This window comes from Limisphaera sp. 4302-co (assembly GCF_049537155.1).
Classification (GTDB): Bacteria; Verrucomicrobiota; Verrucomicrobiia; order Limisphaerales; family Limisphaeraceae; genus Limisphaera.
Genome location: NZ_JBMVQZ010000004.1, coordinates 287641 through 300220 on the forward strand (window position 1 = coordinate 287641; position 12580 = coordinate 300220).

At 66.6% G+C, this 12580-nt stretch carries 12 protein-coding genes; 6 read left to right on the forward strand and 6 right to left on the reverse strand.

Features of this window, described 5'->3' with window-relative positions; all coding sequences use genetic code 11:
- Positions 1 to 3: 3 nt before the first annotated feature.
- The 5 genes from fliQ (at position 4) to ACPDIX_RS06545 (ending at position 5033) form a co-directional block, all read left to right on the forward strand.
- Positions 4 to 273, forward strand: coding sequence for a flagellar biosynthesis protein FliQ (fliQ, locus tag ACPDIX_RS06525; RefSeq protein ID WP_423430972.1), 270 nt, complete (start codon positions 4 to 6; stop codon positions 271 to 273).
- A gap of 4 nt (positions 274 to 277) precedes the next feature.
- Complete coding sequence (locus ACPDIX_RS06530; protein ID WP_423430973.1) at positions 278 to 1054, forward strand: flagellar biosynthetic protein FliR; 777 nt, start codon at positions 278 to 280, stop codon at positions 1052 to 1054.
- Positions 1055 to 1077: 23 nt separating this feature from the next.
- Positions 1078 to 2199 carry an EscU/YscU/HrcU family type III secretion system export apparatus switch protein gene (locus ACPDIX_RS06535; RefSeq protein WP_423430974.1) on the forward strand — a complete coding sequence of 374 codons (1122 nt, stop codon included), beginning with the start codon at positions 1078 to 1080 and terminating at the stop codon, positions 2197 to 2199.
- A gap of 78 nt (positions 2200 to 2277) precedes the next feature.
- Positions 2278 to 3183 carry a dihydropteroate synthase gene (locus tag ACPDIX_RS06540; RefSeq protein WP_423430975.1) on the forward strand — a complete coding sequence of 302 codons (906 nt, stop codon included), beginning with the start codon at positions 2278 to 2280 and terminating at the stop codon, positions 3181 to 3183.
- 83 nt (positions 3184 to 3266) lie between these two features.
- The gene (locus ACPDIX_RS06545; RefSeq protein ID WP_423430976.1) at positions 3267 to 5033 is read left to right on the forward strand and encodes a hypothetical protein; all 1767 of its coding nucleotides are present in this window, start codon (positions 3267 to 3269) and stop codon (positions 5031 to 5033) included.
- A 143-nt stretch (positions 5034 to 5176) separates the two neighbouring features.
- On the opposite strand, the gene ACPDIX_RS06550 is transcribed toward ACPDIX_RS06545, so the two are convergent.
- From ACPDIX_RS06550 to ACPDIX_RS06575, 6 genes are all read right to left on the reverse strand, one after another.
- Entirely contained in the window at positions 5177 to 6643 is a 1467-nt protein-coding gene (locus ACPDIX_RS06550; protein WP_423430977.1) for an NADP-dependent isocitrate dehydrogenase, read from the reverse strand.
- Between the two features lie 103 nt (positions 6644 to 6746).
- Positions 6747 to 8720, reverse strand: a complete 1974-nt coding sequence (shc, locus tag ACPDIX_RS06555; RefSeq protein ID WP_423430978.1) for a squalene--hopene cyclase — start codon at positions 8718 to 8720, stop codon at positions 6747 to 6749.
- A 136-nt stretch (positions 8721 to 8856) separates the two neighbouring features.
- Positions 8857 to 10155 carry a diaminopimelate decarboxylase gene (lysA, locus tag ACPDIX_RS06560; RefSeq protein ID WP_423430979.1) on the reverse strand — a complete coding sequence of 433 codons (1299 nt, stop codon included), beginning with the start codon at positions 10153 to 10155 and terminating at the stop codon, positions 8857 to 8859.
- A gap of 73 nt (positions 10156 to 10228) precedes the next feature.
- Positions 10229 to 10702, reverse strand: a complete 474-nt coding sequence (locus ACPDIX_RS06565; RefSeq protein ID WP_423430980.1) for a hypothetical protein — start codon at positions 10700 to 10702, stop codon at positions 10229 to 10231.
- 93 nt (positions 10703 to 10795) lie between these two features.
- Positions 10796 to 11611: a type II secretion system protein gene (locus ACPDIX_RS06570; protein ID WP_423430981.1), complete on the reverse strand. Its 816-nt coding sequence runs from the start codon at positions 11609 to 11611 to the stop codon at positions 10796 to 10798.
- A gap of 38 nt (positions 11612 to 11649) precedes the next feature.
- Entirely contained in the window at positions 11650 to 12081 is a 432-nt protein-coding gene (locus tag ACPDIX_RS06575; RefSeq protein ID WP_423430982.1) for a hypothetical protein, read from the reverse strand.
- Positions 12082 to 12292: 211 nt separating this feature from the next.
- Between ACPDIX_RS06575 and ACPDIX_RS06580 the strand changes: the two genes are divergently transcribed.
- Positions 12293 to 12484, forward strand: coding sequence for a hypothetical protein (locus ACPDIX_RS06580; protein WP_423430983.1), 192 nt, complete (start codon positions 12293 to 12295; stop codon positions 12482 to 12484).
- Positions 12485 to 12580: the final 96 nt, after the last annotated feature.

A 12580-nucleotide genomic window follows, 5' to 3' on the forward strand; every position in this document is an offset into this window, starting at 1 on the left:
ATCATGAATCCCGAATTCGCCATCGAACTGCTGCGCAACATGATCTTCACGGCGCTGCTGCTGGCGGCGCCGGTGCTGCTGGCGGCCATGTTGGTGGGCCTGGCGGTGAGTCTCTTCCAGGCGGTGACCACCATCCACGAACACACGCTGACCTTCGTGCCCAAGGCCCTGGCGGTGGTGGGCGTGCTCCTGCTGTTGTTGCCGTGGATGGTGCGGATGCTGGTGGACTTCGCCACGGCGGTGATCGGGCGCATCCCCGAGATGACCCTCTGAGAGCATGGGCACGGCGCTGGAGATTCAGGCGGTCAACATGGCGCTGGTGTTCCTGCGGGTGAGCGCCTTCCTGCAGGTGCTGCCGTTTTTTTCCGCCATTCATTTTCCCGGGATCCTGCGTGCGGCCATGGGGCTTTTCGTGGCCCTGTTTCTGGGTCCGTTGCTGCCTCCCGTGTCCCTGGGGCCGCTTGGCCTGGGCGATCTGATTCTGCTGATGGCCGGGGAGGTGTGTGTCGGACTGATCCTGGGATTCGTGGCGCGCATGGTCTTCTACGCGGTGGACCTGGCGGCCCACGTGATCGGAATGGAAACGGGTTTGAACATCGGCGCGCTGCTGGACCCCTTGCAGCGGCAGAGCACGGGTGCCCCGGGCATGATCCTCTTCCTGCTGGCGGCGGTGACGATGCTCACGCTGGATCTGCATCACTGGATGCTGGCCGGCTTCTGGCGGGCCTACAGCGTGCTGCCTGCGGGCGGTGTGCATCTGGAGCCGGCCTTGTTCGAGGCGGTGGTGCAGCATTCGGCCCTCATCTTCCGCGTGGCCGTCCAGATGGCCGCGCCGGTCGTCGCCGTTTCGTTCGTGATCCTGATCGTCTTCAGCCTGTTCAGCCGCGCGGTCCCGCAGATGAACGTCTTTGCCGAGAGCTTCGCCTTTCGCATTGCCGGCGGCCTGTTGGTGCTGGGGCTGACGCTCCACCTGACGGCCCAGTACGTCCTCAACTATCTGCACCGGCTGCCGGATGACCTGCTGACCGTGGCCCGCCTGCTGCACGGCGGCTGAAGACCTTCCGCACCGGGCTCCCCATGGCCGAGCACACGGGCGAAAAGACCGAACAACCGACACCGCGCCGGTTGGAAGAGGCGGCGAAACGCGGGCAGATCGCCCGCAGCGCCGAGCTGCAGACCGCGTTCGTCCTGTTGGGTGGTGGTCTGGCCCTGAGCTTCGCCGGACGTGAGGTCTGGGGCCGGTTGGTCACGGCGACGGCCGGCGTTCTGGGACACCTTCACGACACGCCGGTGAGCCTCACCTCGCTGCCCGGATATGCGTTGGGCGGGTGTTGGGTGTTCATCCAGTGCGCCGCCCCGCTGGTGCTGGGAGCCATGCTGGCCGGCCTGCTGGCCGGGGCGATCCAAAACCGCTTCAACACCGCCTCCGAGGCGCTCACCCCCAACTGGGGCAGGCTCAATCCCGTCTCGGGCCTCAAGCGCATCTTCTCGGTGCGCCAAATCCCGGTGACCGGGTTGACGCTGGTGAAGTTTGCCGTGATCCTGGGCCTCACGATCACGGAAATCCGGTCGGTGCTGGCGGATCCGATCTTTGCCACCTCGGTCAGCGTGGGGCGCATGGCCGGGTTTCTGGGCGAGACCTCGCTCCGGCTGTTGTTGCGCATCGCGCTCGTGTTGCTGGCGCTTGCGGTGGTGGACTACGCCTACCAGGCCTGGCGCACCCATCGCGACCTGATGATGACCCGGGAGGAACTGAAGGAAGAACTCAAACACACCGAGGGCAATCCCCTGGTGAAGGCGGCGCGGCGCCGGCGCCGGACCCTCTCGCGCGCGCAGCAGCATGCCATGGTCCCGCGTGCGGATGTGGTGGTGACCAACCCCACCCACGTGGCGGTGGCCTTGCGCTATGATCGCCGCACCATGCGGGCCCCGCGGGTGGTGGCCAAGGGCATCCGGCTGCAGGCCCTGCAAATCCGCGAGATCGCCCGCCAACATCACGTGCCCATCGTGGAGAACCCGCCCCTGGCACGCCTCCTCTACAAGCACACCCCCGTGGGAGGCGAGATCCCGACCTCGCTGTACGCCGCGGTGGCAGAGGTCCTGGCCTGGGTGTACCGGATCAACCGCTACCGTTACTACGCCGAGGAACAGGCGGCGGCGGAAGAACCGGCGGACCCGGCCCGACCGGCGCGCGGTTGACCCGGGCGGACCGGGCACGTTGGTGCCGGACACGCTTTTCGGTTGTGACCTCGCACGGTCCGGCCGCATGGTGGGTACATGTTGACGTTGGAGCATCTGGCGGAGCTGGTGCAGGAATACGGCGGGGCTCTTCGGGCCGAGGTGCGCCCGATCTTCCTGGGCCGTCGGGAACTGCCGTTCGGACGGCGCCCGGTGCTGATGGGCGTGATCAACCTTTCTCCGGACTCCTGGTACCGCGAGAGCGTCTGCCTGACCACCGAGAGTGCCGTGCGGCGCGGCCGGATCCTGACGGCCCAGGGAGCGGACCTGGTGGACGTGGGGGCCGAGTCCACCCTGGCTCACGCGGCCCGTGTGGAGGAGGCGCTCCAGCAGAGCCGGCTCTGTCCCGTCGTGCGCGAATTGGCCGCCGCCGGCATCGTCGTGTCGGTGGAAACCTACTCCGCGGCGGTGGCGCGTGCCGTGCTGGAAGCGGGTGCGCAGGTGATCAACCTCACCGGCACGGCGGAGGCCGACGCCGTGTACGACCTGGTGGCGGCATACGATGCGGCGGTGATCCTCTGCTATGTCCAGGGGGCGCATGTCCGTGCCGTGGGCGACTTCGAATTCGACGCGGACATGGTGGGTCGCATGGCCGAATGGTTCGCCCGGGAACGGGACCGGGCGCGCGCACGCGGGGTGGGGAAGGTGATCCTCGATCCGGGTCTGGGTTTCTACTATCGCAACCTGCAGGACAGTGCGATGCGGGTGCGGCATCAGATGCGGGTGTTCCTGCAGACGTTCCGGTTGCGCACGCTGGGTTGTCCGATCTGCCACGCCCTGCCGCATGCGTTCGAATACTTCGGCGAGGAGGTGCGCTGTGCCGAGCCGTTCTTCGCCGTGCTGGCCGCGCTGGGCCGGACCGATCTGTTCCGGACCCACGAGGTGCCGCGCGTCCGCGCGGTGCTGGAGACCTTGCAGGTGTACGACCCCCGACCGGGCGGCTGATCGCCGGTTGCGGCGCGACTGCGGGTTTTCCCGGCGGAAATTTGAGTGGAAAAGGGCCGGGGGGCTGCGGCACATTCCGTTGCATGGCAGAGGAGACGACCCAGAGCGGACGCGCGACCGAGCCGCCGACGGGCAACGACCTCCAGCGTGAATGGCCCGAGGTCCGTCTGCGGTTGGAACAGTTGACCTCCCGTTGCACGGTGCTGGAGGAGGAGGTCCGGTCGTTGCGTCGCCTGCTGGAGCGGGTGATCGAGCACCGGCAGAAATCCCATGGCGAACTGGTGCTGTTGCTGACCGGGCTGGTGAGCAAGCTGCCCATTCAGGATGTCGGGACGTTCGTCTCCCGTCTGGTGGAGCACAACACCCACGTCAGTGACATCCTGACCGCGTTGGGCAAGGGACAGGCCGATGCGGAAATGGCCCGGCCCCCGCTGTTGGAGGCGCTGGAGGAGACCAAGAATCGGTTGCGGGAGGCGGCCCGGGAGGCGGTTCGGGAGCTCATGCGTCTGGAGACGCCGTTGGAGCACGAGATGCTGCAGGCGCTGGTGGAGGAGCCGGAACGGTTTTTCACGCCCCCGGTGGTGCGGGCCACGCGCTGCTTCGTCAAGGGACAGGTGCCACGCGAGCGGATCGTGCGCCAGTTCGGGGAGGCGGCACTCTTCTGTTTTCAGGACATGACCACCGACCCGAAACTGAATCCGCGTCCCAAACCGGAGGAGATCGCCCTGGCATTCCGGCCGGACGCGGAGGAGCTGCTCAGCCGGGACGAGACACTGTCGGCCGAACAGAAGACCGGTCTGCTGGATCTGCTGCGCCGCATCCGGCAGAGTCGCGGCGAGTCACCCGATGCGCTCGCCCAGCGGGAGACCTTCACCCGCCTGTCCTTCATCCTGGACCTGCTGCATTTTTACGAGAACCAGAGCACCGAGCCGGTGGACGTCGTGTTTGCGCAGCGGTTGCCCGCGCTACTGGAGCAGGTGGTGTTCGCCCGGCCGGACACGGTTCTGAGCGAGGAATCGATCAAAAAGGCGGAGTCGCTGCTGGCCCTGGTGCTGAGCCCGGAGCACCGTCTCATGATCATCAACAACGTGGGCAAGGGTGGTGGACGGGCCCGGACACTGAAGTTCGTTCTGCGCCTGCGCGCCCCGGAGAGCACGGACCTGGATGTGGTGGTGCTGGATTTTGTGCGGCACCTGGTCCCCAGCGGGGGGCGTTCCACCCCGGCCGTTTCGGACTGGCTTCCCATCCTGCGGCTGGTCCCGGTCGAACGCCAAAAAAAGGTGTTGCATGCCCTGATGGGGTCGGAACGCCTCCCCAAGGAAAAGGCACGGGCCCTGGCGACGGAGCTGGCACAGGCGCTGGGCCTGCCCGTGACCGAGCTGCAGGCCCCGCCGGCGACCCTTCCGCCCGAGGTGGAACGGGAACGGGCCTGGGAGCAGATCCAGAATCAAATGCTGCATCATGCCGAACCGCGCGAGGTGGCCGCGGCCATTCGCGAACGGCTGCACGCGCACTACGACGCGGACGAGCTGCGCCAATCCTGGCTGGCGCTCAGCGCGGTGGATCCCATGACCTTCATCCGCGTCTGTTCGGCCCTGCCGTACGGGCCCGACGGCAAGACCGATCCCATCGCCCATCCCGCACTCCAGAGTTACGTGACCCGGCTGATGCACGAGAAATACGCGTCCGTCTATCAACGCGTGCTGAACAGCCTGCGTCAGATCTACCGGCTCAAACCGGACAGCCCCACCATCCACAATTTCCTGGCAGTGGTGCGGTGGGTGGACCCGGCTGCGGCGGCGCGGTTGACGGCCGACATCGGTTTGCCGGCCCAGCCGGCCCCGGCTTGAAAGGAATCGGGCCCGGCCCGGACGAGGCCGGACCGGACCCGGAGATTTGAACATTCCACAGGTCCCGGCCTGCCACGATGGGCGTTGCCGGGACGCCTGTCCGGGGAGCGACCCGCTGCGGGCGAATCCGCTGCCTGCGGGGCTCAGTCCTCGCCCTGGGCCATCGTGAACCCGCGGGCACCGTCGAATTCCTGCAACTTCTCCAGGTGCATCCAGCGGAACTTTGCCGAGACGCGCTCCAGGAGTTGGAAAATGACCGCGTCGGCCAGCTCGCCGGACTCTTCGCGCAAGACGAACCGACAGCGCCAGTGATCCACGCAATCGGTGATGGCGCCCGTCGGTGGATACACCTTGGTGCCGCGGTTGGAGATCATCTTCAGTTTGACCGGCAGATCGGTGACCAGCGCCTCCAGGCCCCGGCCGAGCTCCTCGGCCGACTGGCCTGATTCGAGGAAGAGATCCACGCCGATGACGCGACGCTTTTCGGCCCGGACGAAGTCCGGCGCCGCATCGAGCTGCGGCAGCCGGATGGGCTTGTAGTCGCGGACACGGTACTTCTCGGATTTGCGTCCCAGGTTGGCGATGACCGCGTCGGTGTAGGCGGTGGTGGTGGCGCACTTGTCGTAGCCCACCACGTCGCCGGTGCGGACCTTGCCCTCCTCGAGCGTGACCAGGATGGCGTGCTCGATCCGGGCCGCAGCCTCGAACTCGCCCAGGTGACGGAGCATGAGTACGGCCGAGAGGATCACCGCCGTGGGGTTGATGACGTTCCTGCCCGCGTACTTCGGCGCCGAACCGTGCACGGCCTCGAAGATGGCGACCTCGTTGCCGATGTTGGCCGAGGGCGCAAATCCCAGCCCGCCGATGAGCGCCGAGGTCAGGTCGCTGATGATGTCCCCGTTCATGTTCGTCGTGACGATCACCTCGAACTGCTCGGGGCGCTTGACCAGTTGATGGGCGCAGTTGTCGATGATGATGTGCTGGGCCTCGATGTCCGGGTACTCCGGGCGGATCCGCTCGAAGGTCCGCTTCAAGAGGCCCTCGGTCAGTTTCATGATGTTCGACTTGGTGGCGCAGTGGACGCGCTTGCGTCCCTCGGCGCGGGCCAGCTCGAAGGCGAGTCGGACGATTTTCTCGCAGCCCTTGGCCGAGATGAGTTTGAGACACTGGGCCACGCCCGGCGTCTGCATGTGTTCGATGCCGGCGTACAGGTCCTCGACATTCTCCCGGACGACCACCAGATCGATGCCGCGGCCGCTGTAGGGGGTGGGCACGCCGGGCAGCTCGCGCACCGGCCGGATGTTGCCGTAGGTCTCGAAGAGCTTGCGGAGGGTGACGTTGGCGCTCTTTTCCCCGTAGCCCACCGGGGTCTCGAGCGGGCCTTTCAGGACCACGCGGGTACGGCGGACGGATTCGATGGTCTCCTGCGGGACGCCCGAGGCAATGCCCTTGCGGAACACCGAGGCTCCGGCCTCGCACTCCTCCCATTCCACGGCCGCGCCGGCCGCTTCCACGATCCGTTGGGCCGCCCGGATGCATTCCGGGCCGATGCCGTCACCGGGGATGACCGTAACCTTGTGTTTCGGTTTCTGGGTTTGTGCCGTGCTCATGTCGATTGCCTTTCGATGATCTGCCAATGAAAAGACCGCCCGGAGCCAGGCTCGACGGCCTGAACCGCTGCCCGCTTCAAGAGGGGCGGCGCGTGCCGGTTCTTCAGCCTCGCCCGCGCAGCAGTTTCCAGTAGGTCGCCAGGGCCAGCAACGGCCAGGCGTTCCGGTAACTGTCGTACTTCAGGTAAAAAACCTTGGGGAAGCCGGTGCCGGTGGTTTCCTCCTCGGTCCAGGTCCCGTCCGGGTTCTGGGTGCGCAGCAGGTAGTCCACGCCGGCCCGGAGCGAGGGGCGGTGGGGATCCCCGAATGTGCACAGCGCCATGACCGCCCAGGCGGTCTGTGAGGCGGTGCTGGGCCCCTGACCCTTGAAGACCGGATCATCATAGGTGTTGCAACGTTCGCCCCAGCCGCCGTCCTCGTGTTGCACGCTCTCCAACCAGTCGCGTGCGCGAAGCAACCAGGGCTGGTGCATGTCCATGCCAAGGGCGTGGAGACCGCGCAACACCTGCCACGTGCCGTAGATGTAGTTGACGCCCCAGCGGCCGTACCAGGAACCGTCGGCCTCCTGATGCGATCGCAGCCAGGCAACGGCCCGGCGGACCTGCGGGTGGTCCAGAGCGAATCCTTCCCTGCCCATCACCTCGAGGACCCTGGCGGTGATGTCCGGGCACTCCGGGTCCAACATGGCGTTGTGATCGGCAAAGGGCACTTTTTCCAAGATGCTGTTGGTGCAATCCTTGTCGAACGCAGCCCAGCCGCCGTCGCGGCATTGGAAAGTGAGCATCCAGTCCAGGCCGCGCCGGTAGGCGGCGTCGCGCCGGGCCGGATCGTGTGTGGGGACCTGCCGGAGCGCCAGCAGCACCATGGCGGTGTCGTCCACGTCCGGATTCCACTTGTTGTTGAACTCGAAGGCCCAGCCGCTCGGTTCCACCGGGGCGGGGTTCTTGTGCTGCCAGTCGCCGCGGAACCGGATCTCTCGATCCAGCAACCATTCGGCGGCCCGCACCACGGCCGGATGGTCTTCGGGCAGGCCGGACTCGCGCAGGGCGATGGTGACGATGGCCGTGTCCCAGACCGGCGACAGACAGGGTTCGATGCGAAGGGAATCCGGCGTTTCGTGTTCGAGTTCCTTGAGGTGTTTGCGGGCGCGGATGACCTCGGGGTGGTCGTCCGGATAACCCAGGGCCTTCAGGGCGATCAGGGAGTTCAGCATGGCCGGGAAGATCGCCCCCAGTCCGTCGGAACCTTCGAACCGTTCCAGCATCCATTGCTCGGCCTTGCGCAGCGCCCGGCGCCGGAAAGGATGAATGCCGAGCCGGACCCAGAGCTCGGCGAACTTGTGCACCTTGTCCAGCAGCAGGAAGAAATTCCGCCAGGTAAACCAGTCGGGATCGCGCGGCAGGCGGAGGTCACGCTCGTGGAAACCCTCGGGGTAGAGCTCGTCCAGGTCCACCCCGCAGGGCCGGGTGGGGCGGAAATGGTTGATGATGGCCAGGGGCACCAGCATGGCCCGGGACCAGTTGCTCATGTCCCAGAAGTTCACCCGGAACCATTTGCCCAGCAGGAGCACCTCGCAGGGGATGGTGGGGACGTATTTCCACGGGAACAGCCCCAGCAGGGCGAGGTAAAGCTTGGAAAATGTGTTCATGCGCGGCACGCCGCCGAGCGAGCGCGCCACTTCACGGGCCTTCAGCATGCGCGGGTGCGTGGGCGGGATGCCGGCCAACTTGAGAGCCAGATAGGCTTTGATGGTGGCGTTCACCTCGGCGGGACCGCCGTGGTAAATGTTCCATCCGCCGTCGGGCAGTTGCTTGTCGAAGATGTGACGCACGGCCTTGCGCTGCCAGGCAGGGTCCACGCTGCGGTCCCAGTGATGGAACGCCACCATGTCCGCCACCAACGTGACGTCCACGAACAATTCGCCGATCCAGTAACCCTGGGGCTTTTGCTGGCCGAGCCAGAAGGATTGGGACCGCTGGATGGCCTCGTGCAGCCTGTCCAGCCACGCGGAGCCGATTCCGGCACTCGCCGACGACAAAAGCGCCTCTGAAACGGCATTCTTGGAACGTTGCGTCATCGCGTCAAAGGATGACGCCCGTGCGATCGGGTGTAAAGTTCCTTCGCCGCCGGGCCGATCCCTGCTTCCTGCCCGGACGAGAACCCGCCGCGACAGGATCCCCGGGCGGTGCCATGACCCCGCAAGCAGGACCGGTTCAGACCTGCCAGGGCGCCGGCCGTTCCCACTGCCAGATGGCTTCCAGGGGTTGACGCTGCCGGACCAGGGCTGCACGGCGGCCGTGGACCAGCACTTCGGCCGCCAGCGGCCGGCTGTTGTAGTTGGATCCCATGGCGGAACCGTAGGCGCCCGCGCTGAAGAGGGCCAGCAGATCACCCGGCTTCGGCAGGGGCAGGGGACGATCCTTGCAGAAGTAATCGCCCGACTCGCACACGCCGCCCACCACGTCACATTCGGTCACGGCAGCTTTTCGGCGCCGCACCGGCACGATCTCATGGTAGGCATCGTAGAAGGCGGGACGGATCAGCTCGGTCATGGCAGCGTCCACAATGACGAAGGTTTTGCGTCCCGTCTGTTTGATGTATTCGACCCGGGTGACCAGGATGCCGGCGTTGCCGGTGATGAAACGGCCCGGCTCCATCAGGATGCGCAGCCCCAGCGGAGCCAGGTGCGGGATCAAACGCGCCGCGTAGGTTTCCGGGGTCAACATCTTCCGGGCCCGCGGAGTCCGCCACCAGGCGGGATCGCCGCTGGCCAGGGCGTCCTCGTACACGATGCCCAGTCCGCCTCCGATGTCGAAGAACTCGATGCCGTACCTGTCTTTCAGACGACGGGCCAGCGGCGCCACTTTTTGAACCGCTTCCTCGAACGGCTGGACGCGGGTCAGTTGCGATCCGATGTGCATCTGCAGGCCGCGCAACCAGAGATGCCGCTTCCGGGCCGCCCGCGCGTAGAGGCTCTCGACATGGTCGAACGGGATGCCGAACTTGTTTTCGTAGGTGCCGGTGGTGATCTTGGCGTGGGTCCGGGCCTCGACGTCGGGATTGACCCGCAGGGCCACCGGGGCCACGACACCCAGCTCGCCGGCCAGGCGGTCGATCCGCTCCAGTTCCTGTTCGCTTTCCACATTGAAGCAGTGGATGCCCGAACGGAGCGCGGCTACGATTTCAGCCTCCGTTTTGGCCACACCGGCGAACACGCAGCGGTCCGCTCGACCGCCCGCGGCCAGCACGCGCTGCAGTTCGCCGCCGCTGACAACATCGAAACCGCTGCCCAGCTCGACCATGAGCCGCAGGATGGCCAGGTTCGAATTGGCCTTGACGGCATAGCAGGGGAGGTGACGCACGTCCGCCCAGGCCCCGTCCAGCCGGCGGAAATTGTCTGTCAGGGTCTGCTGGGAATACACGTACAGCGGGGTGCCGTGGCGTCGCGCCAGGGCCTCCACGGAGACGCCCTCGCAAAACAGTTCGTTGTCCTGGTAGCGAAAGTGGTGCATAAGACGGGTCACCCTGCGTGGTCGGAAACGGCCCTGCCTTCCCGGATGCTCAAGGACGGTGAGGGGCGCGGGCTCAGCGGCCCCCCTCTTTCAAAACGCGCGCCCGCTCCCGGTGATACTCCTCTGCGGTGATGCGGTCGGCCTTGTATTCCTCCAGCAGTTCCCTCAGACGTGCCTGTTGTTCCGGTGTGAGCGGCGATTTCGGGGGCTCGAAAAGCAGCGGCGCCGAGGCGACCCCTGTGGAGACTGCGTTCGCCGCTTCCGCGGGGCGTCCGCCCTGCTTCTGGTTCCCGGCCGCCCGGGCGCCGGCCTGGCCGGTGGCCGCGGGGGCCCCGGATTCAACCCGCTCCCCGCTCTCATGTGCCTGGCCGGTTGGGGAGACGAGGCTCCGGTCGGGAACGACTTTCCGCTCCGCCCGACCGAATGGATGATGCGGTGCGTACAACGGCCCGCGCTCGGACCGGGGCCTTTCGACGGCCGTGGCGCTTGCAGCCCACCACCCGGCTGTCAGCATGAGTCCGGCAGCCATCCACCAACGGAATCGCATACACAAGCTTCTAGGCCAGGGCGGCTCCGGACGCAACAGATTTCCCCTCACTGCCGCGGGGCATTCGACCGCCGGTTCGGGTGGGGCGGGCTGTCAGTCGTTGGCGACCACGGTCCAGAACCCGCGCGGGTCGTTGAGCGAACCCCGGCCGATGGTTTGTTCGACCTTCAGCAGTTCGCTGTGCCCGTCATGAAACAGGTAGTTGAATCGCCCGTTGTGAAGGTAATAGACGGGTCCCCCGTACCCCTCGAGCTGGCGGGCCGGACTCGGGACCGCCGCGGGCCAGCAGTTGCCGGCAATGTTGTTGGTCTTGGGATTCTCGGCGACCAGAAAGGTGCGTGCGGGTTGTTGGACGACGGAACTTTTATATCCCGGCTGCTCCCAGTTCGGCAGCCCGGCCACGCCCCGCCACCAGTAATACACGCCCACCCCGCGCGTGGTGGGAGGCAACGGATCGCCAAAGCGGTTCACCGAGAGCGACGCCTCAATCATGGAATAGGTGCGGCGCTGGCCGTACTGCGCCCACACCACCGTGTTCGGGACCTTGTCCGCGGGACACTTCAACAGCCTGGGCACGTAGACGCTGTCCATGATGGCCAGGTCCAGTTCCGACTGCGGCGCGGTACCGCCGAGGCTCCGGTGCAGCAGATCGTCCCAGGACATCTGGTACATGTAATCGCCGGTGTAGATCGCAGCGTAAGGGTACATGTCGTTGTTATCGTTGACGTGCAGGGCCATCGCCACGCCGATCTGTTTCTGATTGGCCATGCATTGCGTGGTGTGGGCCTTGGCCTTCGCCCTGGAAAGGGCCGGCAGGAGCATGCCCGCCAAAATGGCCACAATCGCGATCACCACCAGCAACTCGATCAGGGTGAAACCCGGCCGGTGACCGGGGCCGCAGTGTTGCAAGCGGCCTGGGCTGGGTTGGGGCATGGTCGGTGTGGACATCACGGTTTGACCAGGATCACCTCCAGACGTTTGGGCTCGATGGCGTAACGCATGCCGGGTGGAGGAGGAGGGAGTTGCTGGATGTAACCGGCGGCCACCACCTCGTCCAGGTTGGCCGGCACCCGGCGTCGTTCCGCCCCGTACCGGCGCACGGCCTGCGTGAGCGTCTGCAGGTCCACCGCCGGTGTGGGTTCGGTGGCACCCGGTGGTGCAGCAGAGTGCGGGCCCGGCTGGGCCGGCCCGGCGGACATGGCGGGCTCGGCAGGTTCCGGGACGGCAGCTTCCGGTGTTTCACCCGATCGCCCGCATCCATGGCCCAAAGCCAGCACCGCCGTGCCCAGGCAGAGGCACAGCACCAACCGCCACCGGGGCGCGTGGCGCGCCGGCGCCGGTGCACCCGCCGGGCGAGGTCTCGTGAGTTGGTTGTTCATCGTCCGGAGGACGGCTTTTGTACGACTAACGTACCGCGGGCCCCCCCTTGCATGCATGTCATGAGAATTGGTGACAAATCCTCCGGACCTCGCCGTGCCCTGTCGCGTTGGCGGCGCCACGTCAGCCGGCGCCGGATTTTTTCACCCTTGGTCGGTATTTGTCCCACCCCCTTCGCCAGGATGGAGGCGAATCAAACGGAGGTGAGAAAGGATGAACCGGATGATGCAGATGGAACTGAAGCTGGACCGCCGGGCGCTGCGGCGATGCACGGAGGCCGAACGACGCCGGGCGCGGGCGGCTTGGTGGTTTGCTCAGATGCGGCGGGTGGTGGAGGAGGCCGGCCGTGCGGAAGGCGTTGCGTCGGTGCTGGGCGCGGGTCGTTCCGTGCCGACCTGTCGTTGAAGGGGCAGGGCCGCCGCGAAACAGCCCGGGCGCCGGCGGACGGCCCGCTCCGCCCATGCGGGTCGGGTGCGATTCCGACCTGTTCGTGCCCGTCGG